A 23,374-nucleotide genomic window follows, 5' to 3' on the forward strand; every position below is an offset into this window, starting at 1 on the left:
AAAAATGAAAAAATATTTATTTTATATAGCTTTAAGTTTTTTAATTGCAATATCGGTATCAGCTCGAAAGACAGGTTGTGAAGGAAATTGTAAAGATGGTTTTGGTAAATGGACATACACTGACAAAACAACATACGAAGGGAATTGGATTGGCACACAAAAACAAGGACAAGGAGTTGAGACTTGGCCTAATGGATATATTTATAAAGGTGAGTTTAAAAATAGTGTGTGGAGTGGAAAGGGTATTTTGACTTTTCCAAACGGTGCAACTTATGATGGGGAATGGGCCAATGGGTTTATGAATGGAGAGGGAACATTTACATGGTCCGATGGAAAAGAAAAAAAAGGAATTTGGAAAAATGGCAAATTTCAAGAATAGATATAAATGTTACAAAATATATATTTAAATAAATTGAAGAAGATACCTGAGCCAGTTAGACAATTTGGAGGTCTTATCATCTTAATAATTATTGTAATTTTTTCCTTTGCTATCTTAAATAATATTTTTGGTGAGGGTGAAGAACTAATTGCTAAAATGAAAAAAGAAGAAGAAAGAATTGCGGAGACAAGAAAGCAAAATGAACTGATTTCAAGTTTGCCATCAGGAATTTTAGTATTTTATGATGGAACTGATCATTATAAGTTGTCTTTAGAACAATATGAAAAAGTCTGCAACGCAACAAAGATTATTCCTCAGCGTGCAATTATGGGTGCCAATTTTTTGAATTTTAGAGCACATCATATTTATACTATTAATGGCAATAAAATTGACGAAACGTTTGTTAAATGGAATAAGGAAAATAATAAATGCTTTGCAGGTTTTACAGTTAGTGGAAATAATGTTGGGGTAGATGAAATAATTACTGTTAAAGGAGAGGTTTTAAATTTTTTAAGTACTGGAATTGATACAAGAGTTTATTTTATTAAAAATTTTTAAGGAGAAAAACGATAAGTATAAATAATATAAAAAGTGTTTTTTATTTTTATTTCGTATAACTTATTAAAACATTATGACCGATACTGTAATCAAATGTGAATCTATTTATAAAATTTTTGGAACAAATGCCAAAAAGATGCTTCAAGATGCAAATGGAAATGTAGACGCTAAAACATTTCAAGAAAACGGATGTATAGTGGGTGTGAATAATGCCTCTTTTGAGGTTTCAAAAGGCGAAATGTTAGTTGTGATGGGTTTATCAGGCTCAGGAAAATCAACATTGTTAAGATGTATTTCTAGATTAACAGATGCAACTGCTGGAAAAATTTTTATAGAAGGACAAGATTTGCTTTCATTAAGCAATAAAGAGCTAATTGAACTTAGAAGAAATAAAATGGGAATGGTGTTTCAAAGCTTTGCTTTACTTCCCCACAAAACAGTTGTGGAAAATATTGCTTTCCCACTTCAAATAAAGGGTATTAAAACTAAAGATAGCATCAATAAAGCAATGGAAATGGTAAAGCTTGTTGGTCTTGATGGTAGAGAAAATTACTTTCCAAGAGAGCTTTCTGGTGGGCAGCAGCAAAGAGTAGGTATTGCACGATCATTAGCTGTTGAACCTGATATTTGGTTTTTAGATGAGCCATTTTCTGCATTAGATCCATTAATTAGAAAAGAGATGCAGGATGAATTTTTGAGACTTCAAGAAAAATTACAAAAAACAATTATGTTTATTACACACGATTTTGATGAAGCTTTAAAGCTTGCTGATCGTATTGCAATAATGAAAGATGGTATAATTGAACAACTAGATACCCCAGCTAACATTGTGTTAAATCCAGCAACAGAGTATGTAAAAAAATTTACTGAAGAAGTTCCTAGAGAGAAGGTTTTAAAAATAGAAGATGTGATGGAAAAACCAAATAATGAAAATTTAAGTGATTTAAAAGTTTTAAGAAATGAATTAATTGAAAATGTTGCTGAAAAAATCTTAACTCAAGAAAAGTCAGTATCTGTAATTGATGAAAATAATCAAATTGTTGGCACCGTTCATCCATCAAAAATAATATATACAGTTTTTGGTGGAAAAAAAAATAATGATTAAAATATGGAATTATTAAAAAAATATCCAAAAGTATTTCAATGGTTATTTTTGTTAATTGCTTTTTTTACTTTATATTTTGCAATTGATGTTCCAGAAACTTATAAATTTATTAGAGGTCAAGCAGAATTTATTAAAGATCCAAATCAAAGCACTTACACACTCTTTGGTGCAGAAGTAAGATATTATGCATTTGATGTTTTTTGGAGACTACCTCCTTTACTTGGATGGTTACCTATATGGATAAATGATTCATTATTTTTTTTAATGAATGATTGGATGCTAATAGAATTTTGGAATGAAGACACTCAAGAATTCAAAACCCAACCTTTAGTTCTCCAAATAACAAGAAATTTAACTTCATTTATAACATTTCTCATAGAATTAATTAGAGAGATTCTATTAGGTGGTGTTGAAACTATTGTTGCATTTACAAGTTGGGATTGGATAAGTGAAAATTCATGGGCAGAATTGCCAGGACTACCTTGGACAATTGTTGCAGCAGGCGCAGCAATACTTGGATATAAATTAAGTGGCAAAGGTTTAGCGCTATTCGCTGCTATAGTCATGATTTATATTTCTATTTTTGGTCAATGGAAACCTTCGATGCAAACACTTTCTTTTATATTGGTTGCAGCACCACTATCTTTTATTTTTGGTTTGAGCTTAGGGATCGCAGCATTCAAAAGTAAACGTGTGGAGAAAGCTTTATATCCAATACTTTTAGTTATGCAGACTATGCCTCAATACGCAGTATTGGTTCCTGCAATTGTTCTTTTTGGCGTTGGTGATCATGCTGGAGTAATCATAACCATGGTTGTAGCTGTTCCACCAATGATACTACTGACATTGTTAGGTCTCAGAGGAGTATCTCCTGAAGTTATTGAAGCTGGAAAAATGAGTGGATGTAATAATTTACAGCTTATGTTTAAAGTACTAATCCCAACTGCAAGAAGAGATATTTTGATTGGAGTAAATCAAGTTATCATGGTGTGCTTTTCTATGGCAGTAATTTCAGCGTTTATAGGTGCTAAAGGTTTAGGATTTAATTTATTATTAGCTTTAAATCAGTTGAATATCGGATTGGCATTAGAAGCAGGTTTATGTATTAGTTTAATTGCGATATTGCTAGATAAACTATCTTTAGCTTGGGCAAATAAACAAATAGATTATTTTGGGAACCTAACTTTTTTTCAACGTTATAAAAATACATTATTTTTTTCTGGTGCAATATTGATTGGAATCATATTTGCTTATGTAGGATCTTTTTATTTTAAAGAAGGTTTTAACTATTTATATGAAATTCCACATAACAAGGGAATATCAACTGCAGATTTTTGGAACAAAGGCGTTGATTGGATTTGGGATACTTTCTTTCAAACTTTAAAAATTTTTAATACATGGTTAATAGTAGATGTATTGCAGCCTATGCGTGCTTCTTATTTACGTATGCCTATTGTTGCAACATTTGTTTTGGTTATGGGTGCTGGATATATAATTGGAGGAATACGTTCAGCTTTTGTAGTGGGTGCTTTGACATTATTTATAGCATTAAGTCCGTGGTGGGACAGAGCTTTAGTTACTACATACATGGCAACTTTTGGAGTTATCTTATCTTGTGTAATTGGCTTTACTGTTGGAACTTTATGTTTTCAGAATAAGCATACAACAAGTTTTATGTTAGGAGTCTGTGATATTTTTCAAACATTCCCTTCATTTGTATACTTAATTCCAGTAATGATGCTTTTTGGAGTTACAGATACATCAGTATTAATTGCAGTAGTTGTTTATGCAACTATACCTGCAACGAGATATACTATTGAAGGATTAAGAAGTGTTCCAGCTTCATTGCATGATGCTGCTTCAATGTCAGGTGTAACAAAGATACAAAGGTTGTTAAAAATAGAATTCCCTTTAGCACTTCCTCACATGATGCTTGGTTTAAATCAAACAATTGTATTTGCGTTATTTATGGTAATTATTGGAGCATTTATTGGAACAGAGGATTTGGGACAATATATTTTAAAAGCCATATCTGATAAAAAAGGTGCAGGTATTGGGTTAACACTGGGTATTTGTGTTGCCTTTATAGGCCTAGTATTTGACCATCTAATTCGAACTTGGGTTGGGCAAAGAAAAAAACATCTTGGTATAGATTAGTAAGTATTATTGTATATTGATATCCACTAATATTAATTTCCTTTAAAATATTTTTAATCCTATAACACCTAAAAAAATTAATATAATAGAAATTATTTTAGCTAAATTAATTTTTTCATCTAGGAAAAAAATACCAATAAATATTATAAATACAATGCTGCTCTCTCTTAAGGCGCTAACCATTGGTATGGGTGCTTTAGTAAATCCCCAAATAACTACTCCATAGACTAAATATGATATAGATCCGCCGATCCAAAAAATAGCTTTGCCATCATTAATAATGTTTCTAAAAATATTATTATATTTATTAATTTTTAAGAGAATTGGAAACAACATTGCACTTAGTATAAATCCCCAGCTCATATAACTTATTGCAGATAAACTAACTCTTGCACCATAACCATCAATAACTGTGTATAGCCCTATAAAGAAGCCAGTAATTAAGGAGTATTTAATAATATTTAAATTATTTATGGTTTTATAATTAAAAAGACTGATGATTATAATGCCAGCACAAACAAGGCTTATTGATAGTATTGAAGCTTTACTTATTATTAATCCTAAAAAAAAAATCGATATTATTGTTGCAATAATTGGACCAAATCCTCTAGCAATAGGATAAACTTTTGTTAGATTACCTAAGCTATAAGACTTTAATAAAAACCAATTATAACCTTGGTGAATAAAAGCACTAGCAATTATATATGGAAGAGACTTAAAAGATGGCATGGGCAAAAAAATTACTGCGATTATTGACATTGGGACATGCCCAAGAATAACAGCTGAAATGGCTGTAACTTTATTTGAATGTTTTTTAACCATTCCATTCCATGTAGCATGGAACATTGACGCTATAATAACCACAGTAAAAACAATAGGATCCATATTAATATAAAATTATTTTTTATCTTTGATATTCAACAAATTTTTTTAGAGATTTATTTAAAAATTTATAAAAAAAAATATTATTACCTTTATTTTTTAATGATTTACTTAAAAAAGAATAATTCATCTTAAAATCATAAGAAGGTTCAAAGAAAAAAGGAATAGACATTCTTTTAGTTTTATTCCAAAGAACTCTATGATTGGTAGCTTTAAATTTTCCTTTAGTTAGAAATTGTAAAGCCATACCTGTATTTACAATTAAGGCATTTTTGTTATGAGGGACACTGTGCCATTTTTTAGTTTTTCTATTTTGTACTTGAAGTCCTCCTTTTTTGTCTTGATATAAAATTGTAAAAACCCCACTATCAACATGCGTTTCGCATCCTAAAGCAGCTCCATCTTGTTTAGATATTTCGACTGGTTTTTGTTGATTTGGGTAACAATTAAATCTTAAAGTGCTTAAAGTTTTTAATCTAGAAAAAGCTAATTTTGAATTCGAAACATCTTTTTTGTAAAGTTTAATGACACCTTTAAATAAAATCTCTCCTAAAATAAATAATTGATTGAAATAATCACTCAATATATTGATTGATCTTTTATTTATAACTTTATTAAGTTCAAGGTATTCTATGTATTGATTTTTTAATTTTAATGCATCTTTTTTTGTTACTTTTGGGTCTCCAATATCTAATCCTTCTTTTCCGTTAACATTATTTGGGAAATAACCTCTATAAACATTTTTATTTAATTGGTTCCATTTCTTTGGTGCTAATTTCATTTTATTCTTAATAGATGAATTAAAAAAATTATTTCCAACTTTTGAAATATTAGCAATATTTTTTTTGTTGATCCCATGTCCAATGATTTGAAAAAAACCAATATCAACACATGCAGCTTCAATTTTTTGTATAGTTTTTTTTGAAGAAATTGAACTAAAGTTATTTTTTAATAATGAGGAAATATTAATAGTTGGTATGTAGTTTCTCATTATCTTGTTGGTGTATCAGTAACTATCATTTGGTCTTTTGCTTTTTCCCTTAAGTAAATATATAGCCCTGCTCCTATAATTATTGAAACACCTATAAAAGTTCTTAGAGTTGGAATATTATTAAATAAAAAATACCCCGTTAATATTGACCAAATTATTAAAGAATATTCGTAAAGAGAAACAACAGAGGGGGATGCAATACTGTATGCATTTAAAATAAAATAAAATGCAAATGCACCAATACATCCCATCACAAAAATAAAAGGCCAGGCATGTGATGGATTTGTAAACCATTCTCTAAAAATGAATTGAAATGTTGGATCATTAAAATTATCAAACTGTCCTTTACCTGTAAAAAGAAAAAATAAAATACTGATTAAAATTGCACCCAAATATAAATGTATCATCTGAGTGTAAACATTATCTTTGTCCGAAGTTATTTTTGTAATTGTCATTGACACAGCATAACATAGCGCACAAGCAACAGGTGCTAATTTCATATAATCAAAATCACTAAAGTTTGGATTTAAAATAATATACACCCCTATAAACCCAACAAAAATTGCAGACCATCTTTTAATACCAACTTTTTCTTTTAAGAAAATAGTAGCTAAAATTGAAACAAAAAAAGGGCTTGAAAAAAAAAGTGCATTTGCCATTGCTAGAGACATGTATGTCAGTGAAATATAGAAAAAACTAAATCCGAAAAAGAAACATATAACTCTGACAATTGTTAAAAAAAGATAATGCGTTTTTAAATTAATTTTTTTTTTTGAAAATTTAAGATATGAAACCAATAAAATTAACGCCACAAAAGTTCTTCCGAAGTATAATTCGTATAAAGCTGAATCCTCATAGATGAATTTAATTAAAGCATCTTGAATAGAAAAAAATGCCATCCCAAATAAAATAAAAAGAATACCTTTAGCATTATTTTGAGCAGGCATCATGAACTAAGAATAAAATCCGATGCTCGTTCAGCTATCATTATTGTTGGAGCATTTAGGTTTCCACTTGTGATTTCAGGCATTACAGATGCATCTACCACTCTAAGATTGTCTAGCCCATGAACTTTAAGTTTTTCATCAACTACAGCCTTATTGTCTGTACCCATTTTTAGAGTGCAAGATGGATGGTAAGCTGTTTCAGCCTTAGATCTAATGTATTCTTCAAATAATTCGTCTGTTTGCACATGTTCACCAGGTCCAGTTTCTTTTCCAGCAAAAGGTTTTAAAGAATTTTGACCAAGTATCTTTCTTGCTACATGAATGCATTCTATTGTTTGTTTAAGATCATCTTCATGTTCTAAATAATTGAATTGAATTTTTGGATAATCATAAGGATTAGAGCTATTTAAAGTAATGTGACCTCTACTTTTTGGATGATTTGGGCTTGCATGTAGTTGATAACCATGACGATCAGGATCAACCAACCCATGATCAACCACAAAAGCAGGAAAAAAATGAAATTGAATATTTGGATATTCTCTTTCAGGTGAAGATTTACAAAAACCACCAGCTTCTAAAAAAGAGGTTGAGCAAGGACCAGTTCTAGATAAAAACCACTGGATACCAATTCTCAACATATTTAATTTATTTACATAGGAATACAAAGTGTCTGAAGTTTTACACTCTTGTTGCACATAAGTTTCTAAATGATCTTGTAAATTTCTGCCAACACCTTCAAGATTATGAACAACATCAATGCCTTTATCTTTAAGATGTTCACTTGGACCAACCCCTGAAAGCATCAATAACTGAGGAGAATTTATAGCTCCACCACTTAAAATAACTTCTTTATTTACATAAATTTTTTCAACTTTATCTTTTATTTTAACTTGAATGCCAATTGCTTTTTTTCCATCAAAAACAATTTTTTCAACAAATGCATCTGTAAAAACTTTTAAATTCTTTCTTTTTTTTGCAGGATTTAAGTAATATTTAGAAACACTAGCTCTTTCACCTTTGTGGATAGTAACATCATACATCCCAAATCCTTCTTGATCTTTACCATTCATATCTTCATTAATTTTGTATCCAGCCTCTCCAGCAGATTTGACAAATGCTTTAAATAAAGGGTTTTTATTTTTAGATTGGTTTACTGGTAAAATTCCATTTCCGCCGCGATAATTATTTTCTCCTTCAGACCAAGTTTCTATTTTCTTAAAATAGGGTAAAACTTTTTCATAAGACCAATCTTTTAGACCAAATGAAGCCCATCTTTGATAATCATTAGGGTTTCCTCTAACATAAACCATTCCATTATGAGCCGAACATCCACCTATCATTTTTCCTCTAGGACAAAACAGTTTTCTATTATTTAATTGAGGCTCAGGTTCTGAATAATATTTGTAATTATATTTTGGATCATGCATTGTATAAAGAATTGCAAGTGGCATGTTTACTTTCCAAATATCACTTGGCTTTCCAGCTTCAAATAAAGCTACGTTATATTGTCCATCGGTAGTTAAACGATTTGCAAGGACACATCCAGCTGAGCCTCCACCAATAATAATATAATCATACTTCATATAATTTGATCGACTATATTATACATGCATTAAAATTAATGTGGTTGATCACCTTCAATAGCTATTCTATCCATTATTCTTTCATGACCCAAACCTCTGCCTGGATAAAAATCAGCTATTGCATAATGTATAACACTTCTATTATCCCAAATTGCAACTGCATTTTCAGTCCAATTAAATCTGCATGTCAGGTCTAATCTTGCCTGGTGTTCAAATATTTCTTTTAATATTTCATCATTTTCTTTTTTTTCTAAACCAACTATTTGCTTTGTGTAAGTCCAGTTAACATAAAGTATCTTTTTTCCTGTTTCAGGATGGGTTCTAACTATTGGATGTTCATTTGAATACTCGTTATAATTTCTTTTTTCATGACCCGACATACCTTTATAATTATCTATAAAAAATTCTGCACCTAATGAGCTGTGTATAGCTTTTTTATCTTTAATTTTATTTTTAATTTTATCATCAAGAGTTTCCCATGCTAGTTCCATATTTGAAAAACATGTATCTCCTCCAACTGGTGGAATTTTTATTGATTTTAAAATGACTGCTTTTGTAGGTTTAACATTGTAGCTAACATCTGTGTGCCAATTTTCACCCCATTGATTTTTTTCATCCTTAGTTTTTACTATTCTTACTATTTCAGGATGCTTATCCACGCCTTTTACATATGCATGAGTTTCAAGTGGGCCCCAATTTTCAGCTAGTGCAATTTGTTCTTCCTGGGTAATATTTTGATTTCTAAAAAAAATTACTTTGTGCTCTAAAAGTAGAGCATTAATTCTTTCATAGTTTTCTTTGGAAGAGTCCTTAAGATTTATACCTGATATTTCAGCTCCTAGAGCACCTGATAAAAGCTTAGCATTCATTAAAAGAATATATTTCTGGAATTTTAATTTGTCAAAATATATAAGCAACTTATGACTTTAACACAGGCTTATATTTTATTAATGGTGTCGATTTTATTAGAAATTACTGCTACGGGATCATTAAAAGCAACCGAAGGTTTCACTAGGTGGATTCCTTCATTAATTTCTGTAATTGCCATAAGTGGTTGCATGTTTTTAATGTCTCATGTAATGAAAATTTTACCAGTTGGTATCACTTATGCAACTTGGTCTGGTGTTGGAATAGTAGCATTAACATTTATTGGAATAATTAAATACAAACAGATACCAAATCTAGCAACAATTTTTGGACTAGTATTAATCATTATTGGTGTTGTAATTGTTAATGTAATGAGTAAAGCAAATATAGATGGCTAACCTATTTTTTTAATCTATTTGAAAATTTTAAATCTTCGTCATTAAAATTAATCTCATTTTTTAAAATAAAGTCATTCATTATTTTAATTTTTTCATCTTCAAATTCAGCAACTTTTCTCTTGTTTAAGTCAATGTATAAAGACAACATTTCAAGAGTTGCTGATAATTTTTGTGAGGATTTTTCAATCATTTCCATTTTAAAATGTAATCTTTTTTTATCGTGATCAAAAAATGTTAAATTAACTTCAACTTCATCACCTTCTTTAACCTCATTATTATAGGCTGTATAAGTCTCAACAACCATAGTACTCATATTTTTTGTCTTAGCTGAATTTTCACCCATTTTAAATTTTTCAAGCATATTTTCCCATACTTGATCAAACACCAACACATAATAAGCCATGTTCATATGATTATTATAATCAGTCCATTCTTTTTTAATAATTTGATTTGCTATATGTACAGACATTTAACTCTTATATTCTGGTTCTTCTTTATCTAAAATTAATTTTATTTGATCTAAGTGCATCTTAGCTAAATTAATTGGATAATTAGCTGTCTCTTGTGCTGTTTTTTCAGCCACCTCATCACTTGCTATATTTAATTCTTGGTTAGTTGATAGAGCTGTTAAATAAGTTTCTGCAGCTTTTTCAAAATAATATAAAGCATTAAAACCATCAGCTATAGTTTTTCCAGTTGTTATTATTCCATGGTTTGCCAATAGCATATGCTGCTTATTGCCTAAAGCATTTACCATTTTGCTAGATTCTTGTTCAAAACCCAAACCGCCAAATTCATTAAAGATAGAAACTCTATTAAAAAACATCATTGTATTTTGATCGATAGGTTTTAAGACTGGATCTTTAAGAGTAGAAAGTGCAGTTGCAAATTTAGAATGTGAGTGAAAAATACATTTTGCATGAGGGACTTTTTCATGAATCGCACCATGAATATTGATAGCTGTTGGGTCCACTATTTCTGGTTTATTTTTTAACTCTTTTATATTTTCCTTAGTAACCAATATTAAATCACTGGCTTTTATCTGGCTGAAGTGAATTCCAGCTTTATTTACATAGAATTCAGTAGAAGATCCAGGCACACATGCACTAAAATGGTTTGCAACGCCTTCGTGCATATTTAGTCTAGCAGTCCATCTAAAAGTTGCTGCTAAATCTTTTTGTAATTCTGTTATTTCCATTTTTATTAATTTAAACTATATTTTAATTATAAATTATGAACAATAAAGTTTTTGTATCTTGTGCAGTAACAGGCTCTGGTGATACAGCCAGTAAACACCCAGATTTACCAAAAACACCAAAACAAATTGCAACAGCAGCAATTGAAGCTGCTAAAGCTGGAGCAGCTATTGCACACATTCACGTCAGAGAAAATGATGGTACACCAAGTAGAAGATTAGAATTATATAAAGAGGTAGTTGATCTAGTTCGTTCAAGTAATACGGATGTTATTTTAAATTTAACGACAGGTATGGGGGGTGATTTAGATATTGGACAAGGAGATAATCCATTAGATTTTGGTCCAATGACAGATATGGCAAATGTAATGGAACGAATTGCTAACGCAGAACAATTTCTTCCTGAAATATGTACACTAGATGCAGGTACTTTAAATTTTGGTGATAGTTCAACAATCACAGTAAATACACCAAACGATTTAAGGAAAGCTGCTAAGAGATTAAAAGAAATTGGTGTTAAACCAGAAATAGAAGCATTTGATTTAGGAAATATGTGGTTTGGTGCTCAATTATATAAAGAAGGATTATTGAGTGACCCACCAATGTTTCAAATGTGTTTGGGAATACCATGGGGTGCTCCAGCAACTACTTTAGCAATGCAAGCCATGAAAGATATTATGCCAAAAGAAGGTGTGTGGTCTGGGTTTGCAATTTCAAAAAATGAAATGCCTTTCGTTGCTCAAACAGTTTTATTGGGAGGAAACCCAAGGGTTGGATTAGAGGATAATTTATATTTGTCAAAAGGTAAACTTGCAACTAATGCTGAATTAGTTGAAAAAGCTATAAGAATTATTGATGAGATTGGTTACACACCAATGACACCAGCAGAAACACGGGAAAAACTAAAACTCACAAAACAAAAATAAAAACCATGCCTACCAAGATTAATAAAGTCGCAGTGATTGGAACTGGGGTAATTGGAGCAGGTTGGATCATTCGATGCTTAGCACACAACAAAATTGTATATGCTTATGACAAAGATATTAAATTAAAAAAAAATTTAATAGCTGAGATTAAAAGAACTTGGCCTTATGTAAAAAAACTTTTTAATAAAAAAAAACTTAATCTTAAAAATTTTAAATATTTTACTTCTATTGAAGAAACTTTAAGAGATGCAGATCTGATTCAAGAATGTGCAAGTGAAAACTATACTTTAAAAACTAAATTAATGAGTACCATTGGAAAATATGCAAAACCTAATGCAATTATTTCATCAAGCTCATCAGGCTTACTACCAACAAAAATTTATTCAAAATGCATAAATCCTGAAAGAACAATGATTGGACACCCATTTAATCCTGTTTATCTGTTACCTGCAGTAGAAATTGTACCTGGAAAAAAAACTTTAAAAAGATATCTAAACAAAGCTAAAAAATTTTATAAAGAGATTTCTATGAACCCGATTATGGTTAAACATGAGTTACCAGGCTATTTATCAGACAGGTTACAAGAAGCTTTATGGAGAGAAGGGCTTCACATAATTAATGAAGGTTACGCAACTACAGAAGATTTGGATAGAGCAATTGAAGATGGACCAGGTTTAAGATGGTCACTAATGGGCACTTTTCTAACTTTTCATTTAGCTGGAGGAAAATCAGGAATGAAGCATATGTTAGAACAATTTGGACCAGCTTTAAAACTTCCATGGACAAAATTAAAAGCTCCAAAATTATCAAATAAATTAATTGATAGATTGATTGAGGGAACTAAAAAACAATCCAAAGGAAAATCAGTTGTACAGATTTCAAATATTAGAGATGAATATTTAGTCGAGCTTCAAAAGCTTAGGAAGAAATATGAAAAAAGACTAAGATAAATTAATCATTTCTTTCTGTGTGACCATCAACTGAAATTACTTGTCCAGAAACTTTACTCGAGTCATCAGAGATTAGAAAAGAACACATTTTTCCAATATCTTCTTCTAAGATCCATTGTTTCATTGAGCTCATCGAAACAAAATCTTTTTCAATTACTTTTGTTGAAACTTTAGTAAATTTTGATTTATCTCTTATTACTCTTTTCATTCTATCGCCCTTAATAGTTCCTGGGCAGACAGCATTTACTCTTATATTGAATTTTCCAAGTTCCATGGCTAATGTTTTTGTGACACCAATTATTGCCCATTTGCTTGCAGCGTAAGGAGAGCGAAGTGGAAAGCCTAGTATTCCAGCCGTCGATGAAATATTAACTATTGATCCATTCTTTGATTTTTTAATTAGAGGTATAGATTTTTTCGTAAAATAAAAATGGCTATTAACATCTACATGCAAAGTATTTTCCCAGTCTTTTGATTTTAATTTTTCAAGAGAACCTGTAGGTCCAGCAATACCTACGTTATTAATTAAAGCATCAATTTTCTTAGTTTTTTTTTTAACTTTTTGGAAAAAATCAGAGACCTGATATTCATTTGAAGCATCGCAAAGATAAGCAAATAATTTTTTATTTATCAAAGGATGTTTGTTCAATTTATTTAGAGACTTACTGTCTATATCGCAAAGATAAACATAAGCACCTCTAGCAAGACAAATTTTTGTAGTTGCCCAACCAATCCCAGAAGCACCAGCTGATATAATAATCTTTTTATTTTTTAATGATTGGTTAATCATTAATTATGATTTTGTTAAGGATTCTTGAAGTTCTTTATTGGTTATATATCCCTTAACATTTCCACTTTTATCAACAACTTCACAGTTAGAACTTGTGCAAACTATTTGTGGTAAAAATTCTTCAATAAATTGATCTTCATTCACTTTGATTAAATTTGATTTATCAATTCCATTAACCTCATTTACATTTTTCATAATAATTTTTGCTTTTATGACTCTTGCTCTATTAACGTCTTTAACAAAAGCTTTTACATAATCATCTGCAGGTTTCATTATTATATCTATAGGTGTTCCAACTTGAACTAGTTTTCCAGCATTTAGTATTCCAATATGATCACCCAACCTTAATGACTCATCTAAATCATGGGTAATAAAAATTATTGTTTTTTTTAACTCTGATTGAAGATCTATTAATTGTTTTTGCATATCACTTCTAATTAAAGGATCTAATGCACTAAAGGCTTCATCCATTAGCATTATATCTGAATTTGTTGCTAAAGCCCTTGCTAAGCCAACACGCTGTTGCATTCCACCAGATAATTGATTTGGAAACTGGTTTTCAAAACCATTAAGACCAACGTCATCAATTTTTTCCATAGCAATTTTATCTCTATCCTCTTCAGATTTGCCTTGCATTTCTAAACCATAGCCAACATTTTGCATCACAGTTTTGTGTGGGAATAAACCAAATCTTTGAAAAACCATGCTAATACGATTTCTTCTCCAATCAATTAATTGATCTGGTGTGCAATTCATTATATTTGTGCCATCTATATGAATCTCACCTTCCGTAGGATCAATTAGTCTATTTATATGTCTTATTAATGTAGATTTTCCTGAACCAGATAAACCCATACAAACAAAAGTTTCACCTTCTTCTATATTTAAAGAAACATTATCTAATCCTACCGTATGACCAGTTTCTTCTAGAATGTCATCTTTTGTCCCACCATTTTTAACCATGGGCATTATAGATTTTGGTTTATTGCCAAAAATTTTATAGATATTTTTAATTTCTATTTTTGACATTATTTTTTTGCTTCCTTGGTCGGAGAATTTCTTTCTTGGAGCGTTTCGCCATAAGATTGGGTAATTCTATCCAGCACAATTGCCAATAATACAATTGCTATTCCTGCTTCTGCAGCTCTACCAACATTTAATTGTTGAAGACCTAGAAGAACTTCATCACCTAAACCTCTTGTTCCAATCATTGATGCGATAACAACCATTGATAATGCCATCATTGTACATTGGTTAACTCCCTGCATTATATTAGGTAGTGCGAGTGGAATTTGCACCCCCCATAATTTCTGTTTTTTGCTAGCTCCAAATGCGTCTGCTGCTTCTGTAACTTCTGTGTCAACCAGTCTAATACCAAGATCTGTCAATCTCACTAATGGAGGTACTGCATAGATAAATGTTGCAATAATTGCTGGAACAGCACCAAGACCAAATAACATTATTCCTGGAATTAAATACACGAAGGCTGGAATTGTTTGCATTAAATCTAGTATAGGAAGAATTTTTTCTCTTACTTTGTTGGCTCTAGACATCCAAATTCCTATTGGAACACCGATGATAAGACATAAAAAAATACTAATTAACATGATTGAAGTTGTTTCAATTGCCTTATCCCAGAAACGAGGATGTAAAAACCCAATGAAAAATGTGCAAAAACCAACTGCAACAGTAGTTTTGATTTTTTTACCACTTGCATAATAAGCAAGTATTACAACACCAATAATTACTAAAGGCCACGGAGCTTGAACTAAAAAGTTTTTTAGCCCCATTAACATAGCAAGTAAAACATTATTTATTGCCTCAAAAATAAAACCATAATTTTCATTAAGAGCTTTGAACCATTTGTTAATTAATGGCATCAATGGTAAATCTAACCATTTAGGCCAATCACTTAACCATGAAAAATCTTTAAATAATTCACCTACAGTTTCAGGTTTTCTTTTTGATGAATTATAACTTGAAATTAATAACCATATAAAAATTCCTAATAAACTTAAGTTAAATAGATTTTTTTTATTTTTAAACATATGATTATTTTTTTTGTGAAGAAAGAGCCCCGTAGGGCTCCTTCAAATTATTTGTTACCTAAAATTAAAGTGCTGCTTTTACTTTTTTAGCAACATCAGCAGGAACCCATTTTGTCCAAGCTGACTCGTTTTTTAAGTATTCTCTTGCAGTTAACTCCATATCACCATCAGACTCATCTTCGTAGAAGGCTAACATTCTATTAACAGTAGCAGTAGGAATTGAGTACTGTGACAAGAACTTAGTCTCTGCAGGATGAGCAGCAGCCCATTTAGTCAATACAGATTTTGTTAAGGCCATATCTCTGTACTCACTTGCACAAGATTTAGTATATGCCTCTGGTCCTTCTGCTTTGATTTTTTCAACAACTACAGACATATCATCCCAACATTTTTTAGACCACTTAGGCTCAGTTAATCTAACTAGATCAACTTTACCCATTAAACCAGTAGGTGCCCAATAGTAGGTAAAGATAGGTTTCTTTTTAGCAAAAGCACCTGCGATAGCAGCATCTAATGCTCCCCCTGAGCCTGGGTCAAAATTTGTATAGAATGCATCTAATCCATACTCTTTTTGTTTGACTAAGTTAACAGTGTAACAAGTCCAACCTGAAATACAGCTAGTCATTCTACCTTTTGAAGGATTTTCAGGATCTTTAAATAGCGCGGCTATTTTAGGATCCTTCATATCTTCAACAGATTTTAAATTGTATTTATCAGCTGTAGCTTTATCCACGTAGAAAGCTTGTTGTGAATCTGGAGTATTAACTCCAATATTTTTGATAGTACCATTTTCTACATACGGTTCGTAGTTAGCAATAATATTATCATACCAAACTTCAGTAATTACATCTAATTGACCATCGTAGTGAGCAGCCATTATAGGTGTTGTACTTCCTTTTGTTACAGCAACTTCGCAACCGTATCCTTTTTCAAGAATGAAGGCACTAATTGCAGTATGAATATTAGCACTACTCCAGTCGAAATCTCCCAATCTTGCTTTACAAGCTGCATTCGCACTAGTTCCTACCAATGATAATGTAGATATAAAGAAAGCTGAAAGAATTAATTTTCTTAAAAACTTCATATTTTCTCTCCCTTAAGTTAAGTTTTAATGTGTAGAGTTAATAATGTATGAACAACAAATTCAAGCAACAATTGCTTTAATACAACTATAAAGTGCATTGAAAAGTACATAAAATTAAATAACCATTGGAAATGGTGATTATTAAAAAAATAGAAAAAAATAAGTCCAATCTTAATATTGAATGGAGTGATGGAGAAAAAAGTAATTTTAATTACTTTTGGTTAAGAGATAACTGTCCTACAGCGCATGATAAAGACTCTAACCACAGAATGTTTAATATTCTTGAAATTTCAAAAGATTTAACTGTAGAAGAATCAAAAATAAATGAAGAGGGTAAACTAGTAGTAAAATGGAGTGAGGGAAATCATATAAGTTACTTCGATCCAAAATGGTTAAGAGAAAATTGTTATACATTAAAGAATAAACAAAAATTTATTTCACCATATCAATTATGGAATAGCTCTTTAGAAAAAAATTTAAAATCAATAACCATAGATCATGATAAAATTTTGAATAGTGAAGAAGGTTTGTTAAAGTGGCTTGAGCTTTTACACTATAAAGGGATTGCAATTGTTAAAAATGCTCCAATAGAAAAAGAGTCTGCTTTTCCTGTTTTAAATAGAATTAGCCATACAAGACAAACATTTTTTGATACTCCTTTTGAAGTTATAAATATACCAAAACCAAATAATTCTGCCTATACTGCACATGCCTTAAGAAATCATATGGACCTACCTTGGTTCGAGACACCTCCTGGTTACCAGTTTCTTCATTGTTTGGTTAATTCTGCAGAAGGAGGAAATTCGTCATCTGTAGATGGATTTGCAGTAGCAGACTATTTAAAAAAGAATGAAAAAGAAATTTTTAACACCCTGGTAAGTGTACCTCTTAAATTTAGAGATAAAGATTATACACAAGAAACGGTTAGAAACTTCCATGCTCCTGCGATTTCATTAACTAAGGATGGAGATTATAATGATATAAGATTTAGTGTAGCTACAATGGATACGTTAGACTGTCACCCTGATATTATGGACAAGGTATACGAAGCACATCGTAGATTTGGAAACCTTTTACATGATGATAAATTTCAAATTAAGTTTAGATTAGAGCCAGGTGATATTTTTTCATTTAATAATAGAAGAGCTCTTCATGGAAGAACAGCTTTTGATCCAAATTCTGGTCACCGTCATTTACAAGGATATTATATGGACAGAGATGAAATTTTGGGAAGGTTAAACTTTTTAAAAAAATAATTTTATAAGTTTTCAAATATTAAATTATTGTTTTTATTATATTTGTTAAATTCTAATTTTGTTTTAATCGTATAATAATATTTTTCAATTTTTAAATTCTGAATATTTCTACTTTTTAAATAAGATTTATCTAATATTAAACAATTAATATTTTTATTGTTTGATTTTTTAATTATCTTTTTAATGCTTGTTGGTGGTGAAAAAGATAATCCTACTTTGGTATTTTTTTTAATTTTTAGAAGATTATAAATATTTTCATGTTTAAAGGAAATGAATACACTTTTTGTAAATTTTGATGTTTCTTTTAAGAGCTTTTTTAGAAGAAATTTTGAAAAGATTGGTTTGATTTCAATGTGTAGGGGGTGCCTATTTTTTGAGCATTTCAACAAGTCTTTTAAGAGTGGAATTGGTTTATTATACTTACTGCTAATTGCATTAATCTGAGAATAATTAAGATTTTTTATGCTTAGATTTTTTTTAAAAGCTCTTTTTAAAGTAAAATCATGAAAACAAATAAATTCATTGTCTTTTGTTACGTGAATATCTGTTTCAATACCGTACCCTTTTTTAAATGATTGTTTGAATGATTGAAGAAGATTTTCTTTATGGTGTTTGCTTACAATTCCTCTATGGATTAAGTGCATACTAATTATCTATTTTAGCAAATGCGCAAATTTTATTCCCATCAAGATCTCTCAAATAACAATAATATTCACCTGATGGTCTTATGCCTGGTCCTCCTTCATCTTTTCCGCCCAACTTAATTCCAAGATTATAAAATTTATCAACTGTTCCTTTTGAGTTTACTACGAATGATACTTGTGCACCGTTACCATAAGTTGCCTTTTCTTTGTTGGCTGGATTTGTTACATAAAACTCAATGTTCTCAGGCCTTTCTTTTGACGAATATCCTGCATATTTTTCATTAGTTACAGCTCTTTTTAAATCAATACTTTCAAGTAATGCATCATAATAATTAATTGCTTTATCAAGATCATTAGTCCCGACCATTACAAATCCAATCATAAGTTATTTCCACCCAGTGACAGTTTTAACTTCTAGGTATTCTTCAAGACCCCATACTCCACCCTCTCGACCATTTCCTGACTGTCTAAATCCACCAAATGGGGTTCCTGGATCTGCAGCATTACCATTTATATATACACAACCTGATTTAAGTTTTTTTGCGACTCTATGAGCTTTTTCTTTATCTTCAGTTTGTAAATAATTTCCCAAACCATATTCAGTATTATTAGTAATTTCTATTGCCTCTTCTTCTGTCTCAAAAGGAATGATGGATAGAACAGGGCCAAAAATTTCTTTTTTTGCTATTTCCATATCATTTGTAACATTTGTAAAAATTGTTGGCTTAATAAAATAGCCCTTATTTAAATTATTTGGTAGGTCGGGCCCACCTGCTGCTAATGTAGCACCTTCTTCAATACCACTTTTAATTAGACTAATAATTTTATCATATTGTATTTTTGAAACTACAGGACCAATATGATCTCCTTTTTTTGAGGCTTCATCTACTTTTATTAGATTTGCTTCTTCTGCAGCCTCTTTAATAGCCCTTTGATAAATAGATTTTTCAACTAACATTCTTGTTGGTGCGTCACATGATTGTCCAGAATTACTCATAACGTTCCTAATTCCATCTCTAACTGCATTGGGGTAAGAGTCTGCAAAAACAATATTTCCACCTTTACCTCCTAACTCTAGACAGACTCTTTTGATTGTTTCAGCTGCATTTTTAGAAATTAATCTTCCAGCTCTTGTTGACCCAGTAAATGAAATCATATCAACATCGGGATGACCAGATAAATGTGTCCCAACTCCAGCTCCATCACCGTTAATTAAATTAAAAACACCTTTTGGAAAACCAACTTCATCAATCATTTCAGCAAACAACATTCCTGAAATAGGAGCAATTTCTGAAGGTTTTAAAATCATTGTGCACCCAGTTGCTAATGCTGGAATAACTTTTAGAGCAATTTGGTTAATAGGCCAATTCCAAGGAGTAATCAGTCCACAAACACCAATTGGTTCATAGCAAATATGGTTATTTGATTTTTTATTAAAGTGCTCGTCAAATTCAAAATCTTTAAGCCTTAGAATAAAATCTTCTAAATGTAATTGGCCAGAGGCAGTTTGTACTTCTGTTGCCCAATCCATAGGTGCACCCATTTCTAACGATATAGCTTCAGCCATTTCTCTAGATCTTTTTTTATAAACTGAGAGTAATTTTTCTAGATAGTTTAATCGGTCTTCTTTGGTGGTTTCTTTCCATTTTTCAAAAGCATTTTTAGCAGATTTAATTGCATCATTGGTGTCTTCTTTTGAGCCTAAAGAAATGATTGCACATGGATCTTCATTACATGGGTTGATTACATTAAAGTCATTTAGTTTTTTTGGTTCAACCCATTGACCATTGATATAAAATTTTCTCTTATCTAGCATAATATTACTTTAACATGATAATTATATTTCATATCCTTTTTCTTCTTGTTCGTTATCAATTAATTTATCTGGAAACCCATCTGCTCTAAAATCTACATTGTTTAAATCTTCCATTCTCTTAACAATCATTGAAGACCAAGCTCTTGAGCCATATTCTTTTTGACCATCTTTAAATATTTTTACAATTAAAGGAGAAATTTCTAAAGGTGCATTCAACTTTTTAGCTAGATTATCAAACAGACCAGTATCCTTAAGAACAAGATCCATTGTGAAATTAATATTATATGAGCCATTTAAAATTACTTGGCTTTCAGTTTCATGAACAAATGAATTTCCAGAGGAAATAGCTATACCTTTATAAACTTTTGATAAATTTAAATTAGATTTTTTAGCAACAGTCCAAGCTTCGCCAAGAGCAACTAAATGAGTAGAGGCTAAATAATTTGTAATTACTTTCAAAACAGTTGCTGAACCAAGTTCTCCAGTATGTAAAATTTTTCTACCCATCACAGTCAACGCAGGTAATATTTTTTCAAAAGCATTTCTTTCACCGCCAACAAATATTGCAATATTCCCAGTTGCAGCTCTATGACAGCCTCCACTTACCGGACCATCTAAAGGTAGACCATCTCTTTCTTTAACTAATTTACCTAATCTTTTTAACTCAGACTCATCTGTTGTGCTCATTTCTAACCAAACTTTATTTTTAGAAATACCAGCAATTACACCTTCATTGCCTTCCATCACTTCAGCACAAATTTTTGGAGAAGGGAGACATGTTATTATTAAATCAACTTGTTGTGCTAATTCTTTAGGTGAATTTGCAATTTTTGCACCTTTATTTTGAAAATTTTTTGTAAGGTCTTCATCTAAGTCTCTAACAGTTAATTCAAATTTATTTCTCAATAAACTACTAGCAAGTTTACCACCTAGATTTCCAAGTCCTATAAAGCCAATCTTCATTATAATCCTATATTTTAATTAATTCTTTTTAACTAATATACTTAAGATTTTAGCTTGTTGAAATATACTCAACCTCAGAAAAACGATCTTTTGGAAAAATCCAATAAAATTCTAATGTTTCTTTACCAGTATTTTTTAAAGCATGCTCTGCATTTCCTGCTATATAAACCACATCACCTTTCTTAATCTCTTCAAGTTCACCAGATTTATTTAGTATTCCTGTGCCATTAGTAACTACATATATTTCTGCAGGCGAGTGATAGTGTAGGGTTAAATCTCCTCCAGGAGCAATTTCAGCAAAACCAAGTGAAAGTCCAGAACTTCCCATAAAATCTGCATCAATTAAGAATTTCCACCTAACACCTGGATATTTCTCGGTTGTTGACCACTCTTGATCAGAGACAGATTTAAGGTTTTTTACAAATATCATAAAAATTCACAACTTATTAATCATATTTTGGGCTGATCTAAAAAAGTTTTTAAAGAATCATCCATCGCAACTTCCCAGTCTGTATGATGTTTTGGACCAATTGATCCAGTTACAGGTGAAGCAAAGGACTTATTTCTATATGTCATAATATTTTCTACCTTATGATGCTCCCATTCTTTAAAAGTTTTTCTAATTAATTCAAAATCAATTTTTGGATAATCAGATAAATTGTGAAGTTCTTTTGTGTACTCTGTTTGGAAATCAATCATTTGATCTGCATTTTCTAACTTTTCTTCAAGAGATACCCATTTATTAATATCTTTTTCAATCTCCGTGTCACTTGGAACTTTAATTTTTCCCATTATAATATCTCTTGCAAACCAAGCCTGACAATCAAACATATTGAAAGTATGAAATTGATCTTGCATACCAAGGTATATTAATTTGTGATTATTTTGCCAAACCACACCTTTATATAACTTTGATGGATATAATCTGTTTCCTGTTTTTAATTTAAGATCTTCAGATATAAAAGGAAAATGATGGAGATAACCTGTGCATAAAATTACAGCATCTGTTTCTTGAACATGACCGTCTTTAAATATCGCCTTATTACCTTCAAGTCGATCTAGGTGAAAAACTTCTTTCATTCCATCGGGCCATTTAAATCCCATTGGATTATGTCTATAAGCTATAGTCACACTTTTTGCCCCATACTTATGACATTGAAGAGCTACATCTTCTGCAGAATAGCTGCTTCCTAAAACAACAACATTTTTATCTCGAAATTCTTCAGCATCTCTAAAATCATGAGAGTGCATTATTCTTCCAGGAAACGCTTTCATTCCTGGATATTCTGGAATAAACGGAACTGAGAAATGACCAGTTGATACAATTACATAATCAAAAACATCTTTTGAAATTTTATCATTCTTTTTATCACGATAAGTAACTTCAAAATTTTTACCATCAAAAGACACATTGCTAACCGAGGTGTTAAATTTAATTTTAGACTTTAAATTTCCCTTTTTAACTCTACCCAAAATATAATCGTATAAAACTTCTCTGGGTGGAAAAGATGGAATTGGTTTTCCAAAGTGTTCATCAAATGAATAGTCAGCAAACTCTAGACATTCTTTAGGACCATTGGACCAAAGATATCTATACATACTGTTAGGTACAGGGTCGCCGTATTGGTCAGAACCTGTTCTCCAACTGTAATTCCATAAGCCTCCCCAATCTTCTTGTTTATCAAAACAAACTATTTCGGGTATCTTTTCACCTTTTTTTTCAGCTTGTTCAAAAGATCTCAAGGCAGATAAACCACAAGGCCCAGCACCAATAATTGCTACTTTTGTCATAAAATCACCTCTCCCTAATAAATTTATAACTGTACATTACCAAC

Annotated in this window: 25 protein-coding genes; 8 read left to right on the forward strand and 17 right to left on the reverse strand. The window is 30.8% G+C overall.

Features of this window, described 5'->3' with window-relative positions; genetic code table 11:
• The first annotated feature begins 4 nt into the window (after window positions 1-4).
• The 4 genes from ABXT55_RS01565 to ABXT55_RS01580 all read left to right on the forward strand — a co-directional run bounded on the left by ABXT55_RS01565 (window position 5) and on the right by ABXT55_RS01580 (window position 4,199).
• Window positions 5-379, forward strand: a complete 375-nt coding sequence (locus ABXT55_RS01565; protein WP_415285007.1) for a hypothetical protein — start codon at window positions 5-7, stop codon at window positions 377-379.
• A 6-nt stretch (window positions 380-385) separates the two neighbouring features.
• Entirely contained in the window at window positions 386-937 is a 552-nt protein-coding gene (locus tag ABXT55_RS01570) for a hypothetical protein (protein ID WP_415285008.1), read from the forward strand.
• 73 nt (window positions 938-1,010) lie between these two features.
• Window positions 1,011-2,042 carry a quaternary amine ABC transporter ATP-binding protein gene (locus tag ABXT55_RS01575; RefSeq protein WP_415285009.1) on the forward strand — a complete coding sequence of 344 codons (1,032 nt, stop codon included), beginning with the start codon at window positions 1,011-1,013 and terminating at the stop codon, window positions 2,040-2,042.
• A 3-nt stretch (window positions 2,043-2,045) separates the two neighbouring features.
• Entirely contained in the window at window positions 2,046-4,199 is a 2,154-nt protein-coding gene (locus tag ABXT55_RS01580) for an ABC transporter permease (RefSeq protein ID WP_415285010.1), read from the forward strand.
• 42 nt (window positions 4,200-4,241) lie between these two features.
• Here ABXT55_RS01580 and ABXT55_RS01585 read toward each other — a convergent pair whose 3' ends face one another.
• From ABXT55_RS01585 to ABXT55_RS01605, 5 genes are read right to left on the reverse strand one after another with little or no spacing between them, the layout of a single operon-like run.
• Window positions 4,242-5,084 (reverse strand): EamA family transporter, encoded by an 843-nt coding sequence (locus ABXT55_RS01585; RefSeq protein WP_415285011.1) that lies wholly within the window; start codon window positions 5,082-5,084, stop codon window positions 4,242-4,244.
• Between the two features lie 19 nt (window positions 5,085-5,103).
• Window positions 5,104-6,072, reverse strand: a complete 969-nt coding sequence (locus ABXT55_RS01590) for a 2OG-Fe(II) oxygenase family protein (RefSeq protein WP_415285012.1) — start codon at window positions 6,070-6,072, stop codon at window positions 5,104-5,106.
• Complete coding sequence (locus ABXT55_RS01595) at window positions 6,072-7,022, reverse strand: DMT family transporter (RefSeq protein WP_415285013.1); 951 nt, start codon at window positions 7,020-7,022, stop codon at window positions 6,072-6,074. Before ABXT55_RS01595 ends, ABXT55_RS01590 begins: the two co-directional genes overlap by 1 nt.
• Window positions 7,019-8,602 carry a choline dehydrogenase gene (locus ABXT55_RS01600; protein WP_415285014.1) on the reverse strand — a complete coding sequence of 528 codons (1,584 nt, stop codon included), beginning with the start codon at window positions 8,600-8,602 and terminating at the stop codon, window positions 7,019-7,021. Before ABXT55_RS01600 ends, ABXT55_RS01595 begins: the two co-directional genes overlap by 4 nt.
• A gap of 35 nt (window positions 8,603-8,637) precedes the next feature.
• The gene (locus ABXT55_RS01605; protein WP_415285015.1) at window positions 8,638-9,471 is read right to left on the reverse strand and encodes a TauD/TfdA dioxygenase family protein; all 834 of its coding nucleotides are present in this window, start codon (window positions 9,469-9,471) and stop codon (window positions 8,638-8,640) included.
• Between the two features lie 51 nt (window positions 9,472-9,522).
• Here ABXT55_RS01605 and ABXT55_RS01610 point away from each other — a divergent pair, with 51 nt between their 5' ends.
• A complete protein-coding gene (locus tag ABXT55_RS01610) occupies window positions 9,523-9,867 on the forward strand; it encodes a DMT family transporter (protein WP_415285016.1) in 345 nt (114 codons plus the stop codon).
• Window position 9,868: 1 nt separating this feature from the next.
• Here the strand turns inward: ABXT55_RS01610 and ABXT55_RS01615 are convergent, their stop codons facing one another.
• Together ABXT55_RS01615 and ABXT55_RS01620 are read right to left on the reverse strand one after the other, a co-directional pair.
• Window positions 9,869-10,336, reverse strand: a complete 468-nt coding sequence (locus tag ABXT55_RS01615; protein ID WP_415285017.1) for a thioesterase family protein — start codon at window positions 10,334-10,336, stop codon at window positions 9,869-9,871.
• Window positions 10,337-11,065, reverse strand: a complete 729-nt coding sequence (locus ABXT55_RS01620) for a class II aldolase/adducin family protein (RefSeq protein ID WP_415285018.1) — start codon at window positions 11,063-11,065, stop codon at window positions 10,337-10,339.
• Window positions 11,066-11,100: 35 nt separating this feature from the next.
• Here ABXT55_RS01620 and ABXT55_RS01625 point away from each other — a divergent pair, with 35 nt between their 5' ends.
• The gene (locus tag ABXT55_RS01625; protein WP_415285019.1) at window positions 11,101-11,988 is read left to right on the forward strand and encodes a 3-keto-5-aminohexanoate cleavage protein; all 888 of its coding nucleotides are present in this window, start codon (window positions 11,101-11,103) and stop codon (window positions 11,986-11,988) included.
• A 5-nt stretch (window positions 11,989-11,993) separates the two neighbouring features.
• Window positions 11,994-12,938 carry a 3-hydroxyacyl-CoA dehydrogenase NAD-binding domain-containing protein gene (locus tag ABXT55_RS01630; protein WP_415285020.1) on the forward strand — a complete coding sequence of 315 codons (945 nt, stop codon included), beginning with the start codon at window positions 11,994-11,996 and terminating at the stop codon, window positions 12,936-12,938.
• Window position 12,939: 1 nt separating this feature from the next.
• Here the strand turns inward: ABXT55_RS01630 and ABXT55_RS01635 are convergent, their stop codons facing one another.
• From ABXT55_RS01635 to ABXT55_RS01650, 4 genes are all read right to left on the reverse strand, one after another.
• A complete protein-coding gene (locus ABXT55_RS01635) occupies window positions 12,940-13,728 on the reverse strand; it encodes an SDR family oxidoreductase (protein WP_415285021.1) in 789 nt (262 codons plus the stop codon).
• Window positions 13,729-13,731: 3 nt separating this feature from the next.
• The gene (locus ABXT55_RS01640) at window positions 13,732-14,757 is read right to left on the reverse strand and encodes a quaternary amine ABC transporter ATP-binding protein (protein ID WP_415285022.1); all 1,026 of its coding nucleotides are present in this window, start codon (window positions 14,755-14,757) and stop codon (window positions 13,732-13,734) included.
• Window positions 14,757-15,776 carry an ABC transporter permease gene (locus ABXT55_RS01645; protein WP_415285023.1) on the reverse strand — a complete coding sequence of 340 codons (1,020 nt, stop codon included), beginning with the start codon at window positions 15,774-15,776 and terminating at the stop codon, window positions 14,757-14,759. Before ABXT55_RS01645 ends, ABXT55_RS01640 begins: the two co-directional genes overlap by 1 nt.
• A gap of 64 nt (window positions 15,777-15,840) precedes the next feature.
• Complete coding sequence (locus tag ABXT55_RS01650; protein WP_415285024.1) at window positions 15,841-16,860, reverse strand: glycine betaine ABC transporter substrate-binding protein; 1,020 nt, start codon at window positions 16,858-16,860, stop codon at window positions 15,841-15,843.
• 131 nt (window positions 16,861-16,991) lie between these two features.
• Between ABXT55_RS01650 and ABXT55_RS01655 the strand changes: the two genes are divergently transcribed.
• On the forward strand, window positions 16,992-18,116 hold the full coding sequence (locus tag ABXT55_RS01655; RefSeq protein WP_415285025.1) for a TauD/TfdA family dioxygenase: 1,125 nt from the start codon (window positions 16,992-16,994) through the stop codon (window positions 18,114-18,116).
• A gap of 2 nt (window positions 18,117-18,118) precedes the next feature.
• Here the strand turns inward: ABXT55_RS01655 and ABXT55_RS01660 are convergent, their stop codons facing one another.
• Genes ABXT55_RS01660 through ABXT55_RS01685 form a run of 6 tightly spaced genes read right to left on the reverse strand, consistent with a single transcriptional unit; the run spans window position 18,119 to window position 23,330 of the window.
• Window positions 18,119-18,760, reverse strand: coding sequence for a glycerophosphodiester phosphodiesterase family protein (locus ABXT55_RS01660; RefSeq protein WP_415285026.1), 642 nt, complete (start codon window positions 18,758-18,760; stop codon window positions 18,119-18,121).
• A 1-nt stretch (window position 18,761) separates the two neighbouring features.
• A complete protein-coding gene (locus tag ABXT55_RS01665) occupies window positions 18,762-19,142 on the reverse strand; it encodes a VOC family protein (protein ID WP_415285027.1) in 381 nt (126 codons plus the stop codon).
• A gap of 3 nt (window positions 19,143-19,145) precedes the next feature.
• Entirely contained in the window at window positions 19,146-20,576 is a 1,431-nt protein-coding gene (locus ABXT55_RS01670; protein ID WP_415285028.1) for an aldehyde dehydrogenase family protein, read from the reverse strand.
• Window positions 20,577-20,597: 21 nt separating this feature from the next.
• Window positions 20,598-21,539 (reverse strand): NAD(P)-dependent oxidoreductase, encoded by a 942-nt coding sequence (locus ABXT55_RS01675; RefSeq protein ID WP_415285029.1) that lies wholly within the window; start codon window positions 21,537-21,539, stop codon window positions 20,598-20,600.
• A gap of 49 nt (window positions 21,540-21,588) precedes the next feature.
• Complete coding sequence (locus ABXT55_RS01680; RefSeq protein ID WP_415285030.1) at window positions 21,589-21,969, reverse strand: cupin domain-containing protein; 381 nt, start codon at window positions 21,967-21,969, stop codon at window positions 21,589-21,591.
• A 20-nt stretch (window positions 21,970-21,989) separates the two neighbouring features.
• The gene (locus tag ABXT55_RS01685; protein ID WP_415285031.1) at window positions 21,990-23,330 is read right to left on the reverse strand and encodes an NAD(P)-binding domain-containing protein; all 1,341 of its coding nucleotides are present in this window, start codon (window positions 23,328-23,330) and stop codon (window positions 21,990-21,992) included.
• Between the last annotated feature and the right edge of the window lie 44 nt (window positions 23,331-23,374).

It is taken from the genome of Candidatus Pelagibacter sp. Uisw_130 (assembly GCF_047722505.1).
Classification (GTDB): Bacteria; Pseudomonadota; Alphaproteobacteria; order Pelagibacterales; family Pelagibacteraceae; genus Pelagibacter.